This is a genomic window from Novilysobacter selenitireducens (assembly GCF_020026895.1).
Lineage (GTDB): Bacteria > Pseudomonadota > Gammaproteobacteria > Xanthomonadales > Xanthomonadaceae > Lysobacter_C > Lysobacter_C selenitireducens.
On sequence record NZ_JAINZW010000001.1, the window covers coordinates 395,162 to 420,918 of the forward strand.

The 25,757-nt window shown below is 67.9% G+C and carries 18 protein-coding genes; 10 read left to right on the forward strand and 8 right to left on the reverse strand.

The window, feature by feature from the left end:
• The first annotated feature begins 45 nt into the window (after window positions 1-45).
• Both K6753_RS01735 and K6753_RS01740 read left to right on the forward strand, forming a co-directional pair.
• Window positions 46-1,011, forward strand: coding sequence for a helix-turn-helix transcriptional regulator (locus K6753_RS01735; protein WP_223674455.1), 966 nt, complete (start codon window positions 46-48; stop codon window positions 1,009-1,011).
• Window positions 1,011-1,949 carry a patatin-like phospholipase family protein gene (locus K6753_RS01740; RefSeq protein WP_319936638.1) on the forward strand — a complete coding sequence of 313 codons (939 nt, stop codon included), beginning with the start codon at window positions 1,011-1,013 and terminating at the stop codon, window positions 1,947-1,949. The genes K6753_RS01735 and K6753_RS01740 overlap by 1 nt, the downstream gene beginning before the upstream one ends.
• A gap of 193 nt (window positions 1,950-2,142) precedes the next feature.
• On the opposite strand, the gene K6753_RS01745 is transcribed toward K6753_RS01740, so the two are convergent.
• Window positions 2,143-2,733, reverse strand: a complete 591-nt coding sequence (locus K6753_RS01745) for a lipocalin family protein (RefSeq protein WP_425492037.1) — start codon at window positions 2,731-2,733, stop codon at window positions 2,143-2,145.
• 434 nt (window positions 2,734-3,167) lie between these two features.
• Here K6753_RS01745 and K6753_RS01750 point away from each other — a divergent pair, with 434 nt between their 5' ends.
• Both K6753_RS01750 and K6753_RS01755 read left to right on the forward strand, forming a co-directional pair.
• Window positions 3,168-3,506: a hypothetical protein gene (locus tag K6753_RS01750; protein ID WP_223674457.1), complete on the forward strand. Its 339-nt coding sequence runs from the start codon at window positions 3,168-3,170 to the stop codon at window positions 3,504-3,506.
• 191 nt (window positions 3,507-3,697) lie between these two features.
• Complete coding sequence (locus K6753_RS01755; protein ID WP_425492054.1) at window positions 3,698-5,803, forward strand: prolyl oligopeptidase family serine peptidase; 2,106 nt, start codon at window positions 3,698-3,700, stop codon at window positions 5,801-5,803.
• Window positions 5,804-6,027: 224 nt separating this feature from the next.
• On the opposite strand, the gene K6753_RS01760 is transcribed toward K6753_RS01755, so the two are convergent.
• The 3 genes from K6753_RS01760 to K6753_RS01770 all read right to left on the reverse strand — a co-directional run bounded on the left by K6753_RS01760 (window position 6,028) and on the right by K6753_RS01770 (window position 8,958).
• On the reverse strand, window positions 6,028-6,720 hold the full coding sequence (locus K6753_RS01760) for a methyltransferase domain-containing protein (RefSeq protein WP_223674458.1): 693 nt from the start codon (window positions 6,718-6,720) through the stop codon (window positions 6,028-6,030).
• Complete coding sequence (locus tag K6753_RS01765; protein WP_223674459.1) at window positions 6,717-7,352, reverse strand: SGNH/GDSL hydrolase family protein; 636 nt, start codon at window positions 7,350-7,352, stop codon at window positions 6,717-6,719. The genes K6753_RS01760 and K6753_RS01765 overlap by 4 nt, the downstream gene beginning before the upstream one ends.
• 361 nt (window positions 7,353-7,713) lie before the next feature.
• The gene (locus K6753_RS01770; protein ID WP_223674460.1) at window positions 7,714-8,958 is read right to left on the reverse strand and encodes a pyridoxal phosphate-dependent aminotransferase; all 1,245 of its coding nucleotides are present in this window, start codon (window positions 8,956-8,958) and stop codon (window positions 7,714-7,716) included.
• A gap of 194 nt (window positions 8,959-9,152) precedes the next feature.
• On the opposite strand from K6753_RS01770, the gene rsgA reads away from it, so the two are divergent.
• The 4 genes from rsgA to K6753_RS01790 all read left to right on the forward strand — a co-directional run bounded on the left by rsgA (window position 9,153) and on the right by K6753_RS01790 (window position 15,293).
• On the forward strand, window positions 9,153-10,289 hold the full coding sequence (rsgA, locus tag K6753_RS01775) for a ribosome small subunit-dependent GTPase A (protein WP_223674461.1): 1,137 nt from the start codon (window positions 9,153-9,155) through the stop codon (window positions 10,287-10,289).
• A complete protein-coding gene (locus K6753_RS01780) occupies window positions 10,276-11,541 on the forward strand; it encodes a flavohemoglobin expression-modulating QEGLA motif protein (RefSeq protein WP_223674462.1) in 1,266 nt (421 codons plus the stop codon). The genes rsgA and K6753_RS01780 overlap by 14 nt, the downstream gene beginning before the upstream one ends.
• Before the next feature lie 484 nt (window positions 11,542-12,025).
• Window positions 12,026-14,308 carry an NADP-dependent malic enzyme gene (locus tag K6753_RS01785; protein ID WP_223674463.1) on the forward strand — a complete coding sequence of 761 codons (2,283 nt, stop codon included), beginning with the start codon at window positions 12,026-12,028 and terminating at the stop codon, window positions 14,306-14,308.
• Window positions 14,309-14,318: 10 nt separating this feature from the next.
• Window positions 14,319-15,293: a glycosyltransferase family 2 protein gene (locus K6753_RS01790; protein WP_223674464.1), complete on the forward strand. Its 975-nt coding sequence runs from the start codon at window positions 14,319-14,321 to the stop codon at window positions 15,291-15,293.
• A 560-nt stretch (window positions 15,294-15,853) separates the two neighbouring features.
• On the opposite strand, the gene K6753_RS01795 is transcribed toward K6753_RS01790, so the two are convergent.
• The 4 genes from K6753_RS01795 to K6753_RS01810 form a co-directional block, all read right to left on the reverse strand.
• Window positions 15,854-16,246 (reverse strand): STAS domain-containing protein, encoded by a 393-nt coding sequence (locus K6753_RS01795; protein ID WP_223674465.1) that lies wholly within the window; start codon window positions 16,244-16,246, stop codon window positions 15,854-15,856.
• Window positions 16,236-16,670 (reverse strand): ATP-binding protein, encoded by a 435-nt coding sequence (locus K6753_RS01800; RefSeq protein ID WP_223674466.1) that lies wholly within the window; start codon window positions 16,668-16,670, stop codon window positions 16,236-16,238. Before K6753_RS01800 ends, K6753_RS01795 begins: the two co-directional genes overlap by 11 nt.
• The gene (locus K6753_RS01805) at window positions 16,655-18,637 is read right to left on the reverse strand and encodes a SpoIIE family protein phosphatase (protein WP_223674467.1); all 1,983 of its coding nucleotides are present in this window, start codon (window positions 18,635-18,637) and stop codon (window positions 16,655-16,657) included. The genes K6753_RS01800 and K6753_RS01805 overlap by 16 nt, the downstream gene beginning before the upstream one ends.
• Before the next feature lie 227 nt (window positions 18,638-18,864).
• The gene (locus tag K6753_RS01810) at window positions 18,865-19,383 is read right to left on the reverse strand and encodes an REP-associated tyrosine transposase (protein ID WP_425492038.1); all 519 of its coding nucleotides are present in this window, start codon (window positions 19,381-19,383) and stop codon (window positions 18,865-18,867) included.
• A 457-nt stretch (window positions 19,384-19,840) separates the two neighbouring features.
• Between K6753_RS01810 and aceE the strand changes: the two genes are divergently transcribed.
• A complete protein-coding gene (gene aceE / locus K6753_RS01815) occupies window positions 19,841-22,582 on the forward strand; it encodes a pyruvate dehydrogenase (acetyl-transferring), homodimeric type (protein WP_425492055.1) in 2,742 nt (913 codons plus the stop codon).
• A gap of 312 nt (window positions 22,583-22,894) precedes the next feature.
• Window positions 22,895-25,642: a hypothetical protein gene (locus K6753_RS01820; protein ID WP_223674469.1), complete on the forward strand. Its 2,748-nt coding sequence runs from the start codon at window positions 22,895-22,897 to the stop codon at window positions 25,640-25,642.
• The last annotated feature ends 115 nt before the right edge of the window (window positions 25,643-25,757 follow it).

Genomic DNA, 25,757 nt, shown 5'->3' on the forward strand with positions numbered 1-25,757 from the left:
CAGCGCCCGGTGCGATGCTAGCCGCCCCCGCCGGAGTCCCCCGCCATGGAACGCATCGAACGCATCCACGCCCTGCATCGCATCCTGACCGCCGCGCGCTACCCGGTGACGGTGCAGCGCCTGCAGGAGGAGCTGGAGTGCTCGCGCGCCACGGTCTACCGCGACCTGGCCTACCTGCGCGACTACCTGATGGCGCCGGTGGTGGGCAATGGCGAGGCCGGCTTCCGCTACGACCCCGACGAGGCCGACCGCTTCGAGTTGCCCGGCCTGTGGCTGAGCTCGCAGGAGCTGCACTCGTTGCTGGCCGCTCAGCAACTGATGATGCGCAGCGGCGGCGGCGTGCTGTCGACCGCGCTTGCGCCGCTGCAGCACCGCATCGAGAAGCTGCTGGACGAGCATGCCGGCGGCCGCCGCGTGCCGGTCGAGCGCGTGCGCGTGATCCCGCACCGCTCGCGCAAGCTGGACGAGACCGCGTTCCGCAACGTTGCCACCGCGGTGCTGGACCGCAAGCAGCTCGCATTCGAATACCGCGCGCGTTCCACCGACGAGCGCACGCGGCGCACGGTGTCGCCGCAGCGGCTGACCCACTACCGCGAGAACTGGTACCTGGACGCGTGGGACCACGACCGCGACGGCCTACGCAGCTTCTCGGTCGACCGCATCACCGCCGCGCGCGTGTCCGACGCCGCCGCGCGCGACGTGCCCGACGAGGAGCTCGACCGCCAGCTGTCTTCCAGCTACGGCATCTTCTCGGGCACGCCCAAGGGCTTGGCGACGGTGATGTTCAGCGCCAAGGCCGCGCGCTGGGTCGCCGACGAGCACTGGCACTCGCAGCAACAGGGCCGCGTCCTGCCCGACGGGCGCTACGAGCTGAAGCTGCCCTACAGCTCCGGGCGCGAGCTGCTGATGGACGTGCTGCACTACGGCAGCGATGCCGAGATCATCGAACCGGCGTCGTTGCGCGAGCAGGCCCGCAGCCTGCTGTCGCTGGCGCTGGGCCAGTACGAATGATGGCTGCGGCCGACGCGCCGAAGATCGAGGCGGGCGAGAAGGTCGCGCTGGTACTGGGCGCCGGTGGTGCGCGCGGGCTGGCGCAGATCGGGGTGATCGAGGCATTGCAGGCCCGTGGCCTGAACATCGTCGCCGTGGCCGGGTCGTCGAGCGGCGCGCTGGTCGGCGGGTTGTTCGCCAGCGGGCGGCTGACCGAGTTCCGCGACTGGCTGCTGTCGCTGAGCCGCACCGACATGCTGCGGCTGCTGGACCCCGTGTTCGGCCGCAATTCGCTGTTCGAGGGCGAGCGCCTGATCCGCGCGCTGCGCGAGCGCGCCGGCGAGCCGCGCATCGAGGACCTCGCCATCGACTTCACCGCGGTGGCGGTCGACCTGCTGCGCCAGCGCGAGGTGTGGCTGCGCGAGGGCGACCTGTGGGACGCGGTGCGCGCGTCGATCGCCATCCCGGGGCTGTTCACGCCGTACGAAATGCACGGCCGCGAACTGGTCGACGGCGGCCTGCTGGCGCCGTTGCCGATCGCCGCCACGCGCCTCTCGGACGCGCACCGGCTGATCGCGGTGGACATGCACGGCTGGCCGCGGCGCCCGCCCGGCGCACCGGCGCGGCCGGAGCTTGAACCGACGCCGGAGGAGCGCGACCGCCAGAACCGGCTGGCGCGCTGGATGCGTCGCCGTTGGCGCCGCGCACACGCCAGCGATGACGCGCTGGCCGCGGACGAGAAGGCGGCCGGCGATTTCGGCTTCACCGAACTGATGGCGCGGTCGCTGGACACGATGCAGGCGCAGATCGCACGCGTGCAGCTGGCGCTGGACCCGCCGGAACTCGTCATCCGCATCCCGCGCGATGCCTGCCAGTTCTACGAGTTCTGGCGCGCCCGCGAGCTCATCGCCATCGGCCGCGCCGAGGCCGACGCGGCGCTCAACAGCGCCGGCTACTGACTGGAATAGGGCTGTTGTAGGAGCGGCTTCAGCCGCGAAAAACTCAACAGAGTCCCATTGTAGGAGCGACGTAAGTCGCGACCGCCATGCCCGGTCGAGCAACGCGGGTCGCGACTCAGGTCGCTCCTACAAAGGACCCTGTCGGTAACCCGGGTCGTGCCGTGACATCGCGGCTGAAGCCGCTCCTACAGGGCTACGGATCCTTCGGGTAGGCAAACCCCAGTTGCCCGACCTGCTCGCGCACCTGCGGCACCCGGTACAGCTTGTCGGTATCCACGCCGTGGCCGTCCATGCGCTTGACCAGGTCCTGGTACAGCGCGTCGCCCATCACCGGTTCGCGCGCGAACACCCACGCCAGGTCGCGCCCCGGGTAGCCGATCAGCGCCCAGCTGTAGTCGGGCGCCACTTCGAGGATGCGGAACTTGGTCGGGATGACGCGGAAGAACCACGTCGTCCAGTCGCGGTTGCCCGTGCCCTCCTTGACGGTGGCGCGCGAGTCGAACGTCTTGAGCGGCTGGTCGAAGCCGGTGCGGTAGGTGTAGCGCACGTCGATGCCGCCATCGGGCCGCAGCGTGTAGGTGTCGGAACTGGCGACGTGCCCCTCCTCGGCGAAGTAGGGCACGTGCGCGATGACGTGCCACTTGCCCATGAAGCGCTGCAGTTCGACCGGCGTGCTGGACGCGGCGACCGGCCCGCTGCCGGTGGCGCAGGCGGCCAGCATTGCCAGGCCGATGCCGGCACCTGCGAGGGCCAGGCTGCGGACGGGGCGGCGGGGTCGGGTCATCGCGGGTCTCCTGTGGCGGGACGATGGAGGTACGGATCGCCCCCGTGCCTGGAGGCGGCCCGCGCACCCTGACAGCCGGCCGCGCAGCGTCGCGTCAACGCGGCCGCCCCGGCCCGGCTGTGCCCCGGCCAACCCCACGCCCGCCGCGCTGGCCCCCCTGTAGGAGCGGCTTCAGCCGCGAAGCCAGATCGCCCGACATCACAGCCCTCCTGTAGGAACGACGTAAGTCGCGACCGCGCCACCGCACGCGCCTGCGCCCATACCGGTCGCGGCTCCCGATCCGCTGCCTGCATCCCGGCCTCGGCGTGCCGGGCGGCTTCGCGGCTCCAGCCGCTCCTGCCCACGCAGCAGGTCGCAGCCCGTGAGATGCGCCGGGTGGACAGTCCGATCCACGCAGTTCGAACACTTTCCGCCACCTACGTCAGGAGTCCGTCATGCACCCCATCGCCACCGGATCCGATCCGACCCCCGATTCCCTGGACATCCGCGCCGCGCTCGACGCCGTCCTCCGCCACGCACTGGCGGTCGCGGTCGTCGTGCTGCTGCTGGTGCCGGCCGCGCGCGGCCACCACGAGGCGCTGGGATGGCTGCCGTTGTGGCTGCTGGGCATGCCGGCGGTCGCGCTTTGGGCGTTGCGGGGATGCCCGATGCCCGTGGCACGCAATGTCGCGCCGGCCCGTGTCGCCGTGCCCACGCGGGCGCGGCGCGCCGGGCCGCAGGCGCGACGCCGCGCGCGTCGGGTGCCGACGGCACGACCGGTACGCGCGGCCTGACGGGCGGGGGACGGGCCGGACTCGCCCAGGCGCCGGAGCCGCCAACGCCCTGTGCTAGCGTTGCGCGCTGCGTTTTTGCGCATCCCGATCCGTCACCCATCCGCCCCGGAGCACCCATGCCGAAGTCGATGTCCGCGCGTTCCAAGACCCCGCTGGCCCAGGCCTGCCGCACCCTGCTGGTGTCGGCCGGAATGGCCACCGCCGCCGCCTTCGCCGTGCCCGGTGCCCTGCACGCCCAGGAGCCCGCCCCCGTGAACCAGCCCGCCAACCAGTCCGCCGCCACCGATCCCTACCTGTGGCTGGAGGACGTCGGCGGCGACACCGCGCTGGCGTGGGTGCGCGAGCAGAACGCCAAGTCCGAGGCCGAGCTGGCCGCCACGTCCGAGTTCAAGGCGCTGGAAGCCGACATCCGCGCCATCCTCGACTCCGACGCCAAGATCCCCGGCGTGCAGAAGATCGGCGAGTACTACTACAACTTCTGGAAGGACAAGAACCACGAGCGCGGCCTCTGGCGCCGCACCACGCTCGACTCCTACCGCACGGACGAGCCCGAGTGGGAAACCGTCATCGACCTGGACGCATTGAACAAGGCGGAAGGCGAGAACTGGGTGTGGCACGGCGCGGATTGCCTGAAGCCCGAGTACGAGCGGTGCCTGGTCGCGCTGTCGCGCGGCGGCGCCGATGCCGACGTCACGCGCGAGTTCGACCTGGCCAGCAAGACCTGGGTGGAGGACGGCTTCTTCCGTGACGAGGCCAAGGGCGGCCTGGGCTGGATCGACCGCGACACGGTGTACGTCTATACCGACTTCGGCGACGGCAGCATGACCGAGTCCGGCTACCCGCGCATCGTCAAGGAGTGGAAGCGCGGCACCCCGATCAGCGGAGCGAAGGTGGTCTACGAAGGCCAGCCGGGCGACATGTACATCGCCGCCGGCCACGACCACACGCCGGGCTTCGAGCGCGATTTCGTCATGCGCACGATCGCCTTCTACAACGACGAGCTGTACCTGCGCGGCGACGACGGCGCGCTGACCAAGATCGACGCGCCCAACTCGGCCAACAAGTCGGTGCACAAGGACTGGCTGGTGCTGGAGCTGCGCGAGGCCTATCAGGCAGGCGGGCGCACCTACCCGGCGGGCAGCCTGATCGCGACGGACTTCGATGCGTTCATGGCGGGGGGGCGCGACTTCGACGTGCTGTTCGAGCCGACCGACAAGACCTCGCTGGCCGGCTACACGTGGACGGCCAACCACCTGGTGCTCAACGTGCTGGAGGACGTCAAGAACCGCCTCAGCGTGATGACCCCGGGCGAGGGCGGCTGGGCGCGCAGCGAGTTCACCGGTGCACCGACCTTCGGCACGCTGGGCGTGTCGGCGGTGGACAGCGACGATTCCGACGCGGTGTGGCTGACGGCCACCGACTACCTGACCCCGACGACGCTGTCGCTGGCGGAGATCGGTCAGGCGCCGGAGGTCCTCAAGACCATGCCGACGTTCTTCGATGCCTCCACGCACGAGATCGCCCAGCACTTCGCCACCAGCGAGGACGGCACCAAGGTTCCGTACTTCATCGTGCAGCCCAAGGGCCTGGAGCTCGACGGCAGCACGCCGACACTGCTGTACGGCTACGGCGGCTTCGAGATCTCGCTGACCCCGGGGTATTCGGGCGGCGTCGGCAAGGGCTGGCTGGAGAAGGGCGGCGTCTACGCGGTGGCCAACATCCGCGGCGGTGGCGAGTACGGCCCGCGCTGGCACCAGGCCGCGCTCAAGGCCAACCGCCACAAGGCCTACGAGGACTTCGCCGCGGTCGCGCGCGACCTCATTGCCCGCAAGGTCACCTCGCCCGAGCACCTGGGCATCCAGGGCGGCAGCAACGGCGGCCTGCTCACCGGCAACATGCTGACCCAGTACCCGGACCTGTTCGGCGCGGTGGTCGTGCAGGTGCCGCTGCTGGACATGCAGCGCTACCACAAGCTGCTGGCGGGCGCGTCGTGGATGGCCGAGTACGGCAACCCCGACAAGCCGGAGGAATGGGAATTCATCCAGACCTTCTCGCCGTATCACCTGTTCGACGCGCAGCAGGACTACCCGCCGACGCTGTTCATGACCTCCACCCGCGACGACCGCGTCCACCCCGGCCACGCCCGCAAGATGATGGCCAAGATGGTCGAGGCCGATAAGGACGTGCGCTACTACGAGAACATCGAAGGCGGCCACGGCGGCGCGGCCAACAACGCGCAGGCCGCGCACATGAACGCAATGGCGTATACGTTCCTGTGGAACGAGCTGAGCGAGTAAGCCGCGTGCGGTGACATCGCGATCGTGACGAACAAGGGCGCCGCAGGGCGCCCTTGTTTCATTTGCGACGTGTCGAGGCGCACGAGCGAGCTGGCAGACGGGTGCCCCGTGCTGTTGTAGGAGCGGCTTCAGCCGCGAACACAGGGAGCATGCATTTGCGCTGCATGCCGATCGCGGCTGAAGCCGCTCCTACAAGTGCAGCGGCATCGCGGAAATGTCGCCACTCAGCGTCTTTCCGCCACCACCCGCCAGTTGTTGAACGGGGTGTTGCCGTACAGCGGCTCGATCTCGTACGCCAGCCCCGCCGCCTCGAACCGCGCCCGCAGCGCATCGGCGTCCGGGTAGTAGCGCGGCGCGGCGTTCATCCAGCCCAGCACGCGCGAGAACACATCCACCGCGCGGGTGATCCGCGCACGCGAAGTGCCGTCATCCAGCCCGGTACGGATCACCAGCTTGGCGCCGGGCGACAGCATGGCCACGGCAGCATCCAGCAGGCGCGCCTGCGCGTCCGGCGGAATGAACTGCAGCACGTCGAGGATGGCGACGCTGCCGCGGTGCTCCGGAATGACGCGCGCCAGGTCGACGGTATCGAACGCGGCTCCGTCCAGGCCCACCCGCGCCGCCGCGCGCTTCGCGCGCCGGATCTTGGCGTCGTCGCTGTCCACGCCCCGGTACGGCAGTGCGATGCCGTCGGCGGCCAGCGCATGCGCCAGCAGGCCCAGTCCGCAGCCCAGGTCCAGCAGCGGCGCCGACGTGCCGCGCAACGCGTCGCACACGCCGGGGTACAGCGGATCGCTGCCCAGCTTGCTGCGGCTGTAGAAGTAGTCCCAGTAGTTGCCCCAGGGACGGGCAGGGCGGAAGGCGTCGGCGATGCCGCGCGCACGCGCGCTGTCCACCGGCCGCGTCGCGACACTCATGCCCGTGCCTCCGACAGCAGGCGCCGTGCCATCGGCAGCGCCTGCGCGGTCCACAGCGCATACATCGCTCCCGACGGATGCAGGCCGTCGGCCACCAGCATCTCCGGATCGGTGCCGTGTTCGCGGCTGATCCCCGTGATGTCGACGAAGGCCACCCCGTGCTGCGCGCACAGCTCGGCGGCAATCGCGTTGTAGCCGTCCAGGTCGCTGGCGATCCGCGCCGGGTCGCGCCCCTGCGCGGTAGCGAAGGGGGTCACGCCCCAGTCGGGGATCGAAAGCACCATGACCCTGTCACTGCGTCCGCCGGCCAGCGTAATCGCACGCCGCAGCAGGTCATGGAAGTCGCCTCGGTATTCGGAATGGCTGCGTTCGCGGTACTGGTTGTTGACGCCGATCAGCAGGGTCACGAAGCCGTACTCGCCCAGCGGTTCGGCGGAGTCCATCGCTTGCGACAGCTCGTCGGTGGTCCATCCGGTGGTGGCGATGATGCGCGGGTCATCCAGCGCGACGCCTTCGGCGCGAAGGATCCGCGCCAGCTGCACCGGCCAGCGGTCGTCAGGGTCCACGCCCTCGCCGATGGTGTAGCTGTCACCCAGGGCGAGGTAGGTACGGGGGTTGTCGGCTTCTTGCATTCGGGTCCCTTCGAACTTTGTTGCCACGGATGGCGCGGATAAAGGCGGATGAAAGCAGATACGGAGTGTGGCGCGTCAAAGCCCCTCTTCCCCGGGGTGAGGGGCGGCGCTGACGAACTGCCGGGGGCAGTTCGTGCCGCACCGAACGCCCTCGCAGAGCGAGGGCCGGGGGTTGCTTGGAGAGGCGAAGCCGAACCTAGCAACGGGGTTGGGGGTGAGGGTTCGGCGGAGTCGCCGGCGCCACAACCTGCACGGATTTGGCCGGGCCCTCATCCGTCGCTTCGCGCCACCTTCTCCCGACGGGAGAAGGGATCAAGGCCACCCCGCTTTTATCCGTGCCATCCGTGGCAATGAACACCCCTCAAGCCACCGCCGTCTGCCGCGCCTGCGCCCGCTCGGCATGTCGGTCCAGCACGCGTTCGATGCGCGCGAAGACCTCGCGCAGTTCATCGGGCTGCGGCAGCAGCGTGGCGCGGAAGTGCGTGCGGTAGGGCACGTTGAAGCTCGAGCCCGGCACCACCAGCACGTCCTCGGTTTCCAGCAGCTCCAGGGCGAAAGCATGGTCGTCGAAGCCGACCCGCGCCGCGCCCGTCACCGACGGAAACGCGTACAGCGCGCCGCCCGGTTCGACCAGCGACAGATGGGCGCTGGCGCCGACCGCGTCGACCACCGCGCGTCGCGCCTCGTACAACCGCCCGCCCGGCGCGCACAGCGCGGCGATGGTGTCCTCGCCATGCAGCGCGGCTTCGATCGCGAATTGCCCCGGCACGTTGGCGCACAGGCGCAGCGCGCCCAGCAGGTCCATCGCGTGGTGGAATTCGCCCGACAGCAGCGGGTCGCCCGACAGCACCGCCCAGCCCACGCGCCAGCCACAGGCGCGATGCACTTTGCTGAGCCCGCCGAAGGACAGGCACGGGACGTCGCCGGCCAGCGGCGCCAGCGGCTGGAACTCCGCGCCGTCGTACAGGATCGAGTCGTAGATCTCGTCGCTCATCAGCAGCAGCTTGTGGCGCTGGGCAATGGCGACGATCCGCTCGAGCAGTTCGCGCGGGTACACCGCGCCGGTCGGGTTGTTGGGGTTGATCAGGACGATGGCGCGCGTGCGGCTCGACACCAGCTTCTCGATCTCGTCCGGGTCGGGCAGGAACCCGTTCTCCGGCGCGCAGCGGTAGTACACCGGCCGGCCGTCGTTGAGGATCGTCGCCGCCGACCACAGCGGGTAGTCGGGCGAGGGCAGCAGCACCTCGTCGCCGGGGTTGAGCAGCGCCCGCAGGCTCAGGTCGATCAGCTCGCTGACGCCGTTGCCGATGAACACCCGCTCCGGGGTGGCGTTGGGCGTGCCGCGCTGCTTGTGGAACGCGGCGATCGCCTCGCGCGCGGCCGGCAGGCCCTGCTGGTGCGTGTACGGGTCGGTGTCGGCGATGCGCTCGGCGATCGCGCGCTGCAGGTGCTCGGGCGCGCGGAACCCGAACGCCCCGGGGTTGCCGATGTTGAGCTTGATCAGCCGCCGGCCCTGGGCCTCCAGCTCGCGCGCCCGCCGCGCCAGCTCGCCGCGGATCTCGTAACGGACTTCGGACAGGCGTTCGCGGGTCTTCAGGCTGGACATCGGGCAGGGCGGTCTGGGAAGGAGCGGGCAGCCTAGCCGATTCCACCGGTGGCGTCGGAGCGGGCGTGGAAGGCAGTCCCCGACCGGGAGAACGTGCCCGCGCGCCCGTTCCAGCCACGCGCCGGCGTGCCGCGGGCGGCCCGGTGCCCGCGCGGGGCTAGAATCCGCGCCATGCCCATGCGTCCCGCACACCCTTGACCTCCACCCCCGCCGCGCTCCAGGCGATCGGCTGGCCCCTGCAGCCCGACGGCCTGCCTTCCGTGGAGGCCTGGCAGGCGCTCATGGCCGAACACCCGGCGGCGTGGCCGGCGCGCATCGTCGAGCAGCACCGCAGCGGCTACCAGATCGCGGTGGACGCCAGCGGTGACACGCATTCGGTCGAGTCCCTGCCCGAATGGCAGCGCCCGCCCAACACCCGCAAGGGCGGGGTCGACCCCGAGCAACGGCCCGCCGTCGGCGACTGGGTACTGGTGGAAGGCGCGCTGGAGTCCGGCAAGGTCGCCGCACTCCTGCCGCGCCGCACCGCCATCAAGCGCGGCGCCGCCGGCGAGCACTACCGCCAGCAGCTGATCGCCGCCAACGTCGACACCGTGTTCGTCGTCTGCGGGCTGGACGCCGACTTCAACCCGCGCCGCATCGAGCGCTACCTGCTGCTGGTGCGCGGCGGCGCCGAGCCCGTCGTGGTGCTGACCAAGGCCGACATGGCGATGGCCGAGGGCGCCGACGCGCTGCCCGGGGCGGTCGCGGCGCTGGCCGAACTTGCCGCGCAGGGCGTGGCGGTGCGCACGGTCAACGCGCGCGAGGCCGGCTCGGTCGCTGCGCTCAAGCCGTGGCTGGGGCCGGGTCGCACGGTGGTGCTGGTGGGCTCGTCGGGCGCGGGCAAGTCCACGCTCACCAACACGTTGCTGGGCATCGAACGCATGAAGACCGGCGAGGTCCGCGGGAGCGACTCGCGCGGTCGCCACACCACCACCCACCGCGCGCTGATCCCGCTGCCGACCGGCGCGTGCATGATCGATACGCCCGGCATGCGCGAGCTCAAGCCCACCGGCGAGGAGGACGTGGCCGAGAACTTCGGCGACGTCGAGGCGCTGGCCGCGCAGTGCCGGTTCCGCGACTGTGCCCACGACCGCGAGCCCGGCTGCGCGGTGCGCGCGGCGATCGAGGCGGGCACGCTGGACGCGCAGCGCTTCGCCAATTACCGCAAGCTCGGCGACGAAGTGGCGGGCGCCGCCGGTCGTCTCGCCCAGCGGCGCGCGGAGACCGCCGACGACAAGACCCAGTCCAAGGCGCCGGGCAAGCGCCTGGCCGACAAGTATGGAAAGCGCTGACGCCCCGGAGATCGCCCGCCACGCCGCGCTGGATGCGCGCATGGTCGCTGCCGTGCGCGACATCAAGCTGCTCACCCTGACCAGCTGGCCGGCCGAGGTCGAACGCCGCTTTCTCGCCGCGCACGCCGCCGGCAACCCGGTGCTGCCGAAGATCGACTACCCGCGCCACGACTTCGGCGAGGTGCGCCGCGAGCTGTCGGCGATCTCGAAGGCTGCCGACCCTGAGCATCCGCTCGGCCAGTACCTGGTCGAATCCACCGCCAGCTGGGACGAGGCCGCGGCGCTGCTGGAGTGCCTGGGCACCACCGCCGTCACCACCCACTCGGTACGCCTGTTCGGCCGCCCCGACGAACCGCTGCCCGGCAACGGCCCGACCACGCGCGATGCCGCCCGGCACTTCATATCGATCGCCGAAGAGCTCGACCACGAGCTGATGGCGCCGGCCGAGCACATCTCGATCTCGGCGGTTGCGCTGCAATTGCAACTGCAGCGCGACCTGGACAGCTACTTCGACGACCGCGTGATCGAAGTGGTGATCGACCCCAACCTGATCGCCAAGGCCGCCGCCGGCGCCACCCGCATCCGCCTGCGCGGCGGCGCCGCCTTCAGCGACTACGACCGCGACCAGCTGCTGCAGCACGAGGCGTTCGTGCACTCGCTGACCGCGCTCAACGGCCGCGAGCAGCCGGTGCTGTCCAGCCTGGCGCTGCCGTCGCCGCGAGTGACCGAAACCCAGGAAGGACTGGCGACCTTCGCCGAGCAGATCACCGGCAGCATCGACATCGGCCGCATGAAGCGCTTGAGCCTGCGCATCGAGGCCGTCGCGATGGCGATGGACGGCGCCGACTTCATCGAGGTCTTCAACTACTTCATGGCCGAGGAGCAGAGCCCGGTCGACAGCTTCTCGTCGGCGCAGCGCGTGTTCCGCGGCGTACCGGTGGACGGCGGTTCGGCCTTTACCAAGGACGCGGTGTACCTGCGCGGCCTGATCGGCGTGCACACGTTCTTCCGCTGGGCGCTGCGCACCCAGAAGCTGCAGACCTGCCGCTGGCTGTTCGCCGGCAAGATGACCCTGGCCGACGTGCAGCGCTTCGAACCGCTGTTCGAATCGGGCGTCCTGGTGCCCGCGCGCTGGATGCCGCCGTGGATCACCCGCGCCAACGGCCTGGCCGGGATGCTGGCGTTCTCCCTGTTCGCGAACCGCATCCGCCTGGACGCCGTCAACGCCGACGACGGCCACCTGACCCTCTGACGGTCGCCGGCCTCCGGTAGGAGCGGCTTCAGCCGCGATCACCGCCCCCTGCAACCGACGCCGCCTCCCGATCGCGGCTGAAGCCGCTCCTACCAAGGCACTTGAACGCCGACGAAGTCGACGCCGCATGCTCTCCTGTAGGAGCGACGTGAGTCGCGACCGAACCCACCACCACCGGCAGGGCTCGCGACCCACCCCGGACCCACGGTCGCGGCTGAAGCCGCTCCTACAAGGTCGGGCGGGACGCAGGAACTCCTGGACGCCCCAACCTCGCCTGTAGGAGCGACGTGAGTCGCGACCGAACCCACCAGCACCGGCAGCGTTCGCGACTGACCCCGGACCACGGTCGCGACTCACGTCGCTCCTACAAATGGCCTGGGCCATGCCATCACGGGCCTGAAGTCGATCCTGCCGCGACGAAAAGGCCCCGCCCCCGCGCTCCGCTAGAATCGGGGGCCCCCAGCCGCCCCTGGCCGACGCCCCGATGTCCAACACCGACGATTTCAAGCAAGCCGCGCTCGATTACCACCGCATCGCCCCGCGGGGGAAGATCAAGGTCATCGCGACCAAGGCGATGGTGACCCAGCGCGACCTGGCCCTGGCGTACTCGCCGGGCGTGGCCTACGCCTGCGAGGAGATCGCCGCCGACCCCACCACCGCGTTCGACTACACCGCCCGCGGCAACCTGGTGGCGGTGATCAGCAACGGCACCGCGGTGCTGGGCCTCGGCGACATTGGCCCGCTGGCCGGCAAGCCCGTGATGGAAGGCAAGGGCGTGCTGTTCCAGAAGTTCGCCGGCATCGACGTGTTCGACATCGAGGTCGACGAGAAGGACCCGGACAAGCTGGTCGACATCATCGCCAGCCTGGAGCCGACCTTCGGCGGCATCAACCTTGAAGACATCAAGGCGCCGGAGTGCTTCATCGTCGAGCGCAAGCTGCGCGAACGGATGAAGATCCCGGTGTTCCACGACGACCAGCACGGCACCGCGATCATCGTCGGCGCCGCCGTGCTCAACGCGCTGGAAGTGGTCGGCAAGGACATCGGCGAGGTGAAGCTGGCCACGGCCGGCGCCGGCGCGGCCGGCATCGCGTGCCTGGACATGCTGGTGGCGCTGGGCATGAAGCCGGAGAACATCCTGGCGGTGGACCGCGACGGCGCGCTCTACACCGGCCGGCCCAACCTGGACCCGGACAAGGCACGCTACGCCCGCGACACCGACAAGCGTACGCTCGCCGACATCGTCGAGGGCGCCGACATCTTCCTGGGCCTGTCGGCCGGCGGCGTGCTCAAGCCGGAGATGCTGGCGAGCATGGCCGAGCGCCCGATCATCCTGGCGCTGGCCAACCCGTACCCGGAAATCCTGCCGGAGGACGCCAAGGCCGTCCGCCCGGACTGCATCATCGCCACCGGGCGCAGCGACTACCCCAACCAGGTCAACAACGCGCTCTGCTTCCCGTACATCTTCCGCGGCGCGCTGGACGTGGGCGCCACCGGCATCAATGAGGCGATGAAGCTGGCCTGCGTGCGCGCCATCGCGCGGCTGGCGCGGATGGAGGCCTCCGACCTGGGCAGCGCCTACACCGGCGACATGCCGACCTTCGGCCCCGAGTACCTGATCCCGCGCCCGTTCGACCCGCGCCTGCTGGTGATGCTGGCCCCGGCGGTGGCGCTGGCGGCGATGGAGACCGGCATCGCCACGCGTCCCATCGAGGACATGGAGGCCTACGTCGAGCAGCTGGGCCAGTTCATCCACCGCACCGGCCTGCTGATGAAGCCGGTCTACGACCGCGCCCGCAGCGACCGCAAGCGCGTGGTGTACGCCGAGGGCGAGGAGGAGATCGTCCTGCGCGCGGTGCAGACGGTGATCGACGAGCGCCTGGCCACGCCGATCCTGATCGGCCGCCCGGACGTCATCGAGACCCGCATCGAGCGCCTCGGCCTGCGCATGCGCCCGGGCGTGGACTTCGAGTTGACCAACATCAATTCCGACCCGCGCTTCGACGAGTACTGGCAGCAGTACCACGCGCTGACCGAGCGCCGCGGCGTGACGCCTGCCGCGGCAAAGAACCTGCTGCGCTCGCGCCCGACGCTGATCGCCGCGCTGATGGTCGAGCGCGGCGAAGCCGACGCGATGATCTGCGGCATCGTCGGCCGCTTCCACAAGAAGCTGGGCTACCTGCGCAGCGTGTTCGACTTCGACCCGGGCGTGCACGGCACCGCGGCGATGACCGGCGTGATCAACAACCAGGGCACGTGGTTCTTCCTGGACACGCACGTGCAGCTGGACCCTTCGGCCGAGCAGATCGCCGAGGCCACGCTGCAGGCCAGCTACCGCCTGAAGCTGTTCGGCATCGAGCCCAAGGTCGCGCTGCTGTCGCACTCCAACTTCGGCAGCCACGACAACCCCAGCGCGGCCAAGATGCGCCGCGTGCGCGAGATCCTCGCCGCGCGCGTGCCCAAGCTCGAAGTCGACGGCGAGATGATGGCTGACACCGCCTGGGACGAAGGCATCCGCCAGCGCATCTTCCCCAACACCACGCTGACCGGGCGCGCCAACCTGTTCGTCATGCCCAACCTGGACGCGGCCAACATCACCTACAACATGATCCGCGTGATGACCGAAGGCGTCGCGCTGGGCCCGATCCTGATGGGCCTGGACAAGGCCGCGCACATCCTGACCCCGGCCGCGACGCCGCGCCGCGTGGTCAACATGACCGCGATTGCCGCGGTCGACGCGCAGATCCGCGCCGCGTTCGGCGGCTGATCGCGTCGACATGGCCGCGCCGCGCGTCAGCATCGCCCTGCTGTGCTACCGCGACGCGGCCTACATCCGCGACGCGCTCGATGCGGCGCTGGCGCAGACGGTGCCGTGCCAGATCGTCGTCTCCAACGACTGCGGCGACGACGGCACGTTCGACATCGCGCGGGGCCACCTGGCCGGCTACGACGGCCCGCACACGGTCACCGTGCGCCAGACGCCGCGCAACCTCGGCGTGGCCGGGCACGTCAACGATGTGCTGCCGCTGCTGGACGGCGACATCGTGGTGATGATGGCGGGCGATGACATCGCCTTCCCGCACCGCGTGCAGACGCTGCTGCAGGTGTTCGAGGCCGAGCCCGGCACGATGGTGGTTGGCAGCCAGGTCGAGGGCATGGACGCGGACAGCCGCCCGGCGGGCGGCGGCACGCGCGCGCACCCGGCGCGCTTCGGCATGGACTATTTCGTGCGGGCCGGCCGGCTGGTCAGCCTGTTGGGCGCGTCGCTCGCGTTCCGGCGCGAGGTGTTCGACCGGTTCGGGCCGTTGCTCGGCCCGATCGAGGACAACGCACTGAGCCTGCGCGGCGCGTTGCTGGGCGAGGGCCGGTTCATCGACACCCCGCTGCTGCGCTACCGCCGGCACGCGGGCAGCGTGAGTGCGGGCGTGTTCGCCCGCGACGAACCGCGCGAGGTCGCCTTCCGCCGCCGCTACGAGCGCACGACGCGGTTCTACCGCGGCACCGCGGACGACCTCGCCCATTGCCTGGCGCAGGCGTCCGACCTGCCGCCCACCACGCGTGCCGCCGCCGAAGACGTCGTGCGCATGTACCGCATCGAAGCCGACGCCCGCGAAGCGATCCTCGACCGCCCCCGCCGCGACTGGCTCGCCCCCATCTGGCGCGGCCTCTGCCAGCCCGGCCTGCGCCGCAAGAGCGCCGAACGCGCCCTCAAGCTGCTGCTGCCGCGCAAATGGTTCGGCGCCACGCGCTAGGCCGCCTCCACGTCGCCCAGCCAATCATCCAATCGCGACTCACGTCGCTCCTACAAAAGCCGCGGATCCCCCAATGCCCTTGTAGGAGCGACGTAAGTCGCGACCGCGCCAATCCAAATAACGACGCCCGCTGTAGGAGCGGCTTCAGCCGCGAACCCCGCTCCATGCACCCCGCGCCGCATCCCGATCGCGGCTGAAGCCGCTTCTACAAAGAAGGCAGGGATCTCGACAAAGTCGCGCCTGACACCCACGTCGCTCGGCCAGACATCCAATCGCGACTCACGTCGCTCCTACAAAAGCCGCGAATCCCCAACCCCTTGTAGGAGCGACGTAAGTCGCGACCGCGCCATTCAAACAACGACGCTCCCCCTGTAGGAGCGGCTTCAGCCGCGAACCCCGCTCCATGCACCCCGCGCCGCATCCCGATCGCGGCTGAAGCCGCTCCTACAGCAAGCGGGGAGCACGACAATGCCGCACCTGACACCCACGTCGCTCAGCCAGACATCCATCGCGACTCACGTCGCTCCTACAAAGGACACCGTCCAACGCCGCGCGCCGGACTACTCATCCTCATCCCCGCTCACCACCTTGCGCTGGACCATGTCCAGGTACGCGTCGGCTTCGGCCACGGAGGTGAAGATGTCGCTCATCGGCACGGCCTTGACCACGTCGAACACCTTCTGGATCTGCGGCTGCGGATTGACCACCAGCAGCTTGCCGTTGCGCGCGGTCAGCGCCTTGCGCGCCTTGAAGATCGAGCGGATGCCGGCCGAGCTGATGTAGTTGAGCCCCGCCAGGTCCAGCACCAGCGACATCACCGGCGGCTCGCCGCCGTCCAGCATGGGCGCCAACTCGGCATCGAGCTGCGGGTAGCTGTGGGTGTCGAGCCGGCCGAACAGGGCGACGCGCTGGGTGGTGCCGCTGCGCGGCGCGGTCTGGATATCAAGGTGCATCGCCGGTCTCCGAGGGGGTGAGGTCGAGGGTCACGTCCAGCACGTTGTAGGCACCGTCGCGCACGTAGTCCACGCGCCGCGCCAGTTGCCGGACCAGGTGCACGCCCAGCCCACCGACGGGCCGCTCGTCGATGCCGGCGTCCAGGTCCGGTGGCGGTTGCGACAGCGGGTCGAACGGCCGGCCGTTGTCGCGGAACTGCAGGTGCAACGCCGCCTCGGCCGCGCGGATCGCGACCACGATTTCGCGATCCTGCCCGGCATCGAAACCGTAGTCGGCGGTGTTGCACACCACCTCCTCCGCGATCAGCACCACGTCGTCGATCACGGGTTGTGCGATGTCGTGGCGTTCCATCACCGCGGCGATCGCGGCAGTCAGGTCGTCCAGCCGCTCGCGCTCGGCCGGTACGCTCAGGCGGATGTCCATGTCGTGGCACCTCCCCGGGTGTCGGATGGATCGTGTGTGTCGTCGTGCATGGCCACCGCGCGGGCGATCACCAGCACCGTGATGTCGTCGGACTGCGGCGCGCCGGCGGCATGCGCATGCGCACCGGCCACCAGTGCCGCGCACTGCGACGCCGCATCGCGTCCCGGCTCCAGCGCGCCCAGCAGGCGCGCCTCGCCAAAGGCTTCGTGCGCGTCGTTGAACGCCTCGGTGATGCCGTCGGTGAACGCGACCAGCGCCTCGCCCGGCGCCAGCGTGCCGCGCCACAGCGGGTAGTCGCCGTCGCTGTCCAGACCCAGCGCACTGCCGGTGGCGAGCGGTATGAATGCCGCGCCGCCGACCACGCGCAACAGCGCCGGCGCATCGTGTCCTGCGCTGGCCAGCACCAGCGCGCCGGTCGCCGTGTCCAGCACGCCGCATAGCACGGTGGCGAACATGCACGCGTCGTTGCCTTCGGCCAGCTGCCGCGCCGCCACGCGCAACGCGTCGTCGGGTTGGCCGCCTACGCGCGCCGCCGCTTCCAGCACCGTCACCGTGCGCGCCATGAACAGCGCCGCCGGCACGCCCTTGTCGGACACATCGCCGATCACGAACCACAGCGACCCCGGCGTGCGCTCGAAGAAGGTGTAGAAATCCCCGCCCACCGCCTTGGCCGGCTCCAGCGCGCCATGCACCTCGACCACCGCGCCGCCGGCCTGCAGGCGCCGCGGTGCCGGCAGCATCGACAGCTGGATGTCGCGCGCGATCGCCAGCTCGCTGTCCAGGCGCTGCCGCGCCGCGGCCATCGCCTCGATCTCGCCCATCTGCTGCTTGATCGAACTGCGCGCGTGGTCGAACGCCCGCGCCATCACGCCGACCTCGTCGCGTCGCTGCGTGTGCGGCAGCGGCCAGTCGAACTCGCCGGCGGCGAAGTGACCCGCCGACTCGGTCAGACCGCCGAGCGGCCGTGTCACGCGTCGCGCGGTAATGCCCATCAGCAGCCACAGGCTGAGCACCGCCAGCGCGCTGCCCAGCGCGACGGCGCGCGTGGTGTCGTTGAGCTCTTCCAGCACCAGGCGCTCGGACACGCTCAGGCCCAGCGTCCAGCCGCTGTCGACCAGCGGGCGCATCAGCGTGAGCCGGTTGGCGCCGGTGGTCGGGTCGCGGTACGTCGCCTCCGCGCCTTCGCCGGCGCGCAGCGCGGTCACCAGCGACGTGAGCCGGCCGTACGCCGGTTGCGTCACCAGCTCGTCGAGCGTGGTCTGCAGTTCCAGATCGGGATTCGGGTGGACCACGAAGCGCCGCTCCGGGCTCAGCAGGATGCGACGCGTCAGGTCGCCGGTGAGTTCCTGCCCCAGGCCGATGCGCAGCCAGTGCACCGGCACGTCGACGCTGACCATGCCGACCACCGGGTCCTGTTGCTCGCCGCGCACCGCCCACACCGGCCGGTTGTAGGTGACGAACAGCTCGCCACCGGTGGCTTCGCTGCGGTAGGGCTCCGACCACCACGGCCGCTTGCCGTTGCGCGTGCGGTGCCACCACGACTCGCTGCGGTAGTCGTAGCCGCGTTCCGACATGCTCTGCTCGTACAGCGTGCCGTCGCCCTGCCGGCGTACGTACCAGGTATGTCCCGCGCCACCGGCCAACAGCGCGCCCGGCTCCAGCACGAGCATCGCGCCGACGATGTTGGGATCGGCCACCACCACCGTGCGCAGCAGGCCGTCGAGCCGTTCGCGGTCGTGCCCGGCCTCGCGCACGCCCTCGGCCAGCGTGCCCGCCGCGATGGCCACTGCCTCGAAAGTCCGCTCCATGCCGATGGCGATCTGCTCGGCCTGCGCGCGCACGCCCTCGCGCGCCTTCTCCAGTAGGATCTGGCGGGCCGCCACGTAGGTCAGGCCGATGACCGCCAGCAGCAGCGCCGCGCTGCCCAGGCTGGTCCACAACGTCAGCCGTGTGCGCAGGCTGTGCATCCAGGCCACGGCCTCCACTGCCGTGCCAGCACGTTCCCTGCCTGCACCCCCCGAGCCCGTCGCCATCGCGTCGCCCCGTCCCGGCCGAACCCGCAGCATCCGCGTGGGGTAGGGCAGCGTCAAGCGACCGCCGTCAGAAGTCCCGAGGTCTTCTGTAGGAGCGGCTTCAGCCGCGAACACCGCCCCATGAAACCGACGCCGCCATCCGATCGCGGCTGAAGCCGCTCCTACAAAGGCTCGTCGCTACGAAGCCAGATCGCATCCCAGAACGGATAGTCACCGATCTGCTCGACCAATCCGGCGCGCAACGGGTTGGCGATCAGATATCGCGCCGCCGCCCGCACGTCTTCCTCCGCACGCAGGGCACGATCATGGAAGCCTCGATCCCATATCCGTGCGGCGTCTGGGTAATTGGTGCGCAGTACACGCGCGCAGATTCCCTTGACCCGACCAACGCATTGACCGAGCGCGTCCCCATCTGCCAGCTGCACCAGTCCATGGAAGTGGTCCGGCATCAGCACCCACGCCAGGAATTTCGACGGCGCCCATGACGATGCGTCACCGAGGATCCGGCTCGCATCCGCCGCAATCGACCAGTCCTCGAAATGGCATGCACGCCCCGCCGTGGTGAACGTCACCAGGTACACCTGTCCCGTGATCGACCGGCGGCCCTTCCTGAGCGCTGCGTGTCCCATCGGCCGAGCGTGGCGTGCCGCATTCAACGCCACCATCAGCAAAACCCGCATTCCCCTGTAGGAGCGGCTTCAGCCGCGATCACGGCCCCATGCAACCCACGCCACCCCGAACCCCTGTAGGAGCGGCTTCAGCCGCGAACACCGCCCCATGCAACCCACGCCACAACCCGATCGCGGCTGAAGCCGCTCCTACAAAGGCAGGCAGCCACGCCGCATCCCTTCAGGCACACGATCGCGGCTGAAGCCGCTCCTGCATCGGCACGCAACCACGTCGCGTCTGCCGTACATCCATCGCGGCTGAAGCCGCTCCTACAAAACCCCACCAACCACACGCCCACGTACGTTCCCGCCCCCCATCCCCGCCAACCAAACCGCCCACCCCAACCCCAAAGCCACCCCCACCCCCGCTGCTAGAATCCCACCTCTATTTCCCCCATCGACAACGAGGCGCGGCCACGGGGCCGCGAGGCGCATGACGACGACGTACCAGAGCCCCTTCGACGACCTGATGCAGAACGATCCGGACCCCACCGAGACCCAGGAATGGGTGGAGTCGGTCCAGGCCGTCATCGCCCGTGACGGCGCCGAGCGCGCCCACCAGCTGCTGCAGGGCATGGTCGAGGTCACGCGCCGCGCCGGCGCGCACCTGCCGTTCTCGCCGACCACCGAATACATCAACACCATCCCGCCGCACCTGGAGCCCAAGAGCCCCGGCGACCGCACGATGGAATGGCGCATCCGCTCGCTGATCCGCTGGAACGCCATGGCCATGGTCGTGCGCGCCAACCGCAAGCCCGGCGACCTGGGCGGCCACATCGCCAGCTTCGCCTCGGCGGCCACGCTCTACGACGTCGGCTTCAACCACTTCTGGCGCGCCCCGTCGGACGACCACCCGGGCGACCTCATCGGCATCCAGGGCCACTCCTCGCCGGGCATCTACGCGCGCAGCTTCCTGGAAGGGCGCATGACCGAGGACCAGCTCGACAACTTCCGCATGGAAGTCGACGGCCGCGGCATCAGCTCCTACCCGCACCCCTGGCTGATGCCCGACTACTGGCAGCTGCCCACCGTGTCGATGGGCCTGGGCCCGATCGCCGCCATCTACCAGGCCCGCAACTGGAAGTACCTGGAAGCGCGCGGCCTGATGCCCAAGTCCGACCGCAAGGTGTGGTGCTTCCTGGGCGACGGCGAAACCGACGAGCCCGAGTCCCTCGGCGCCATTTCCGTGGCCGGGCGCGAAGGCCTGGACAACCTGATCTTCGTCATCAACTGCAACCTGCAGCGCCTGGACGGCCCGGTGCGCGGCAACGGCAAGATCATCCAGGAGCTGGAAGGCCAGTTCCGCGGCGCCGGCTGGAACGTCATCAAGACCATCTGGGGCAGCTACTGGGACCCGCTGCTGGCGCGCGACACCACCGGCAAGCTGCGCCAGTTGATGATGGAAACCGTCGACGGCGAGTACCAGAACTGCAAGGCCTTCGGCGGCGCCTACACGCGCGAGCATTTCTTCGGCAAGTACCCGGAGACCGCCGAGCTGGTCGCCAACATGTCTGATGAGGACATCTGGCGCCTCAACCGCGGCGGCCACGACCCGCACAAGGTCTACGCCGCCTACCACGAGGCCGCCAACACCAAGGGCATGCCCACCGTCGTGCTGGCCAAGACTGTCAAGGGCTACGGCATGGGCGCCTCGGGCGAGTCGCTCAACCCCACCCACGGCACCAAGAAGATGGACGACGAGGCCGTGCGCCTCTTCCGCGACCGCTTCCGCATCCCGGTGACCGACGACCAGCTGAAGGACGGCGCCGTGCCGTTCTACCACCCGGGCAAGGACTCGGACGAAGTCCAGTACATGCTCGAGCGCCGCAAGGCCCTCGGCGGCTTTTTGCCGCAGCGTCGCCGCAAGGCCAGCCAGTCGCTGGAGGTGCCCAAGCTGGACACCTACGAGCGCCTGCTCAAGTCCACCGGCGAGCGCGAAATCAGCACGACGATGGCCTTCGTGCAGATGCTCAACATCACCCTGCGCGACAAGCAGGTCGGCCCGCGCTGCGTGCCGATCGTGGCCGACGAGGCCCGCACCTTCGGCATGGAAGGCCTGTTCCGCCAGCTGGGCATCTACTCGCCCAAGGGCCAGCAGTACAAGCCGGTCGACCGCGACCAGCTGATGTACTACCGCGAGGACGCGGCCGGCCAGGTGCTGGAGGAGGGCATCACCGAGGCGGGCGCGTTCGCCAGCTGGATGGCGGCCGGCACCAGCTACAGCACCAACGACCTGCAGATGCTGCCGTTCTACATCTACTACTCGATGTTCGGCTTCCAGCGCATCGGCGACTCCGCCTGGCAGGCCGCCGACATGCGCGCCCGCGGCTTCCTGCTGGGCGCCACCGCGGGGCGCACCACGCTCAACGGCGAAGGCCTGCAGCACGAGGACGGCCACGGCATGGTGCAGGCCGGCCTCATCCCCAACTGCCGCAGCTACGACCCCACCTTCAGCTACGAGGTGGTGACCATCATCCAGCACGGCATGCAGCGCATGCTGGCCGAGCAGGTGGACGAGTACTACTACGTCACCCTGATGAACGAGAACTACGCCCACCCCGACATGCCCGAAGGCAGCGCCGAGGGGATCATCAAGGGCATGTACCTGCTCGACTCCACCTCTCCCTCCGGGAGAGGTCGAAGCGGCGCCGCCGCTTCGGGTGAGGGTTCGGCGAAGTCGGATAGCTCCACCAAGAAGAAGACCAGCAAAGGCCCCCACGTCCAACTCCTCGGCTCCGGCACCATCCTCCGCGAAGTCATCGCCGCCGCTGACCTCCTCGACAAGGACTTCGGCGTGACGGCGGACATCTGGTCCTGCCCCAGCTTCAACGAGCTGGCCCGCGACGGCGTAGACGCCATCCGCCACAACCGCCTGCACCCCGAGGCCAAGTCACCGCGCAAGCCGTACGTCACCCAGCTGCTGGAAAAGCAGCAGGGCCCGGCCATCGCCGCCACCGACTACATCCGCGTGTACGCCGACCAGATCCGCGAGTTCGTGCCGATGCGCTACACCGTGCTGGGCACGGACGGCTTCGGCCGCTCCGACACCCGCGCCAACCTGCGCCGCCACTTCGAGGTGGACCGGCACTACATCGCCCTGGCGGCGATCGAGGCGCTGGCGGCGGAGGGGAAGATGAGCGCGAAGGACGTGGCGCGGGCGGTGAAGCAATACAGGATCGATGCTGAGAAACCGAATCCGATTGGGGTTTGAATCTGTCCTCCTGTTTAGAAGAAGGCGGCCGTGGGCCGCCTTTTTTGTCGAAACATGCATCTTCACGATGTTCTGTGCCATTCCCAAAAGCGGGATAGTCGAATGCATTCACCAATGAAGTCGCCACTTAAGCTAATCGCTGGAATCCGGTTTCAATTGGATCAGTTAAACGCAGCCAACGCGCATCACGAGTTTGAGCACATGTGTCGTCATTTGGTGCGAGCAAGTATTACGCCGCACGTTCTGCCGGCTACAGGTCCCGTGTCCGCGGGCGGAGACCAAGGGCGAGACTTTGAAACCTTTACTTCGTTCGTGCGCCGTACTTCCGCTGGCTCTTCCCTGTTCTTTGGAGAGGGAGAGTCAAAGCCGTTGGTCTTCGCATGTTCGCTACAGCGGACAAGCATTGAGAAGAAAATTAAAACTGACGTCCAGGAGATAGCTGCAGGAGGTAAGCCTTACATTATCTATTTCTTCTCAAACCAGAACGTGTCCGTAGCTATCAGGCATCGAGTACAGGCCTGGTGTCGGGATTTACACGATATCCGGCTCGAGGTCCTTGATGCTCAGGCAATCGCCGAGCAAGTTTCGCTCCCAGGCCTATTCTGGATTGCTGAAGAGTATCTTCGAGTCCCCTCTGAGCTATTTCCGAGGCTGGCTGGAGATGACACCGACCCATACGAACGAGCAAGGAAGAAGTGGCTTGCGGAAGCTGCGCAACCGTTCAACTACGCCGACTTTGTGGACGTCAAGTTCGGGCTTCGGCGTGCGACGTTCAGCGAGAAGCATAAGCCCGACCTGAAGCGATGGCTCGCAGTCATGGAGACATTTCTCGCAAGCGCAACACCCGAAGAGTTGAGGCGTCGGGCGACATACGAGATATGCGTAGCCGCGCTCAGGGGGCTCAATAACCTGGACGCAAACAGGACGCTTGTCGAGGCCTACTTCTCTGAATGGGGGCAGTCGCACGAGACCAATTCGCTGAAAGACGCATCAATCCTGCTGAGCTATTGCACGACGGCAAGTTTGTGCAGTCAATTCAGCATCGAGCCGGAGAAGTTGCACGGTTGGAGCGTTCAGCTGGCAGCTGTAGTTGATCGCGAACTTGCCCGAAGCAGTGGAGCAAATACAACAGCGGCACTTCTCGAAACTCGAGCTCATTTGTGTCAGCTAGCCTATTTGGGAGGTCTAACGCCCAAAACAGATACGGACCAAACTTTCAAATGGTGGGCCAAGCTAGTGACGGCCGCAAAGGCGGCTCCGTTATACCCAATTGAAGACTTTGCAGATGTTCTGACAAAGCTCGCCCCGTTGCTTGGAGATGATCCGCGGTACACGAACCTCGTGGCGCGAGTTGAGAAAGTCCTGCAAGAGCGGTCGAAAGGGTACGTCGTGGCCGAGAAGAGCCGAGACCGCGCTATCGAATTGCTAAATGCTGACAAGACGCTTGCCGCCATCGACCAACTTCATCGCGCTCGAGTCCGTTGGTTCACCGGCGATACAATAAGAGGGTCGTTGCTTGCGTTGCTTACATTAAGCGACGCATACAAGAAAATCGGCCTAGTATACGCAGCCAAGTATCACGCATTGGGGGCGGTATTCTTGGCAGCCAAGTCGTCGGATGAAGACATAAAGGCTTATCTCGCTGACGCACTGCATGTGCACGGTTTGGTCCAGTACGCTGCGGGTGAATGGATGTCTATGAGTGAGACATACCCATTATTCCTCTTGGCGCATTATTCGCATGTCTCGGGCCCCGATGAGTGGGCAGATCATCAGAATGTTCAAGCGAGCTTGCTGCACTATTTGATCGCGAGATCATGGGCGCGCGCCCTGGGCGGCGCAACTGCCGTTTCGGCTTATGAAGAGTCGTTGAGGAAGGCGCCTATTCCGGAAGTAATAAAAGCCGAGTTGCTCAATCCGCCGCTCCCTTTGGAGAGATATGAGCAAATGACGGCTGCCGAGATCGATGAAGCAGCGTCATCGGAATTTTGGGGCGCGCCGTTTGCAGACTGCGGTGTGCGCCGCACATATCGATGGCGTGCCTTAGGGATTACGTGGGAAGTTTCGTGTTTGAATGGGCTTGATGAGATTCCCTTTGTAGAGCAGTTCGTCGCGGTCCTCCAGATAGCCATTGCTGAGTTGGCTCGGGCAGAGCTGTGTCTTTTGCCAACCGCTCTGGAGATAAGAGCTTCTGTTGGTGATGCAGATGAGGTCGCGGTGACTAGCGTTCCTGACAACGCAAAGACTGTCTTCGAAGTTGTCCTCCGTCGGCATAAGTTTGGCGATGCTAAAGAGGTAGAGCGTGCCGCAGCCGAAGTTCTAGCGGTCGCGAGTTCCGTTTTCGTTGCGTGTAGCGCTATGTCAAGCGAGCGAGTCATGAAGGCCCTCAGAGGGGCTTTCAAGAACGAGCTTCCGGCGCGAGCCTTTCTCATAAGGCCGTACTGGGAGCTGTACGTCGAGTTGGCGGTCCCAGAAACATTTTCATCGCGATTCTCTCGGGCCATCAGGCCGGAAGACGCCGAAGATATTCGATTGCGTGAGCATGCTGAGCTTAAGTGGCCAGACGGTCCGGGGCCTGGGTACAGCAAGGAGCGAGCCGAAGAGTTCTTGAGGAACCGATACCGGAGGGCAATATCACCTGTCAGGAAAAGTTTGCTGCGCTATCGCTCCAGTCCTCGATTCATATCTTGGGTCGAAGGGCTCAGAAGCGAAGGAATGCTAGATTGGCAGATCCTTAATTTAATTGCCAACACTGTGGTGGATTTTAGGGTTAAGGCAAAGGCCTCTAGTTTCGACCCTTCGGGTTATAGGAATTTGACCATGGAAATAATGAGCTCGGAGGAGAGCGACATTGACTTTGAGGTGCCCGAGGATGTTCTTTATGGGGACGATTTGGTAGCGCAGAAGAAAATCGCCGTCGCCGCAAATGCACACACCTGGGGTTTAGTGATCCGACAGGACACCCCAAACTTTGCTGCGCTTAAGCGCTTACTAGACGTTCGATATTGTCAGGCGTTGGACGATGTCCCTCATGACGACCTTTTCTCGCCACTTGACTAGTCCTCTTGTGCCCGCAAGGCTGAAGTCACGGCAAGAAGGGTGTCAGGTCAACTTCCAGGTCGCGGGCTCTCACGGTCTGGAACAACAGGGTCAGGTTTACTTACGGGGACGTGAG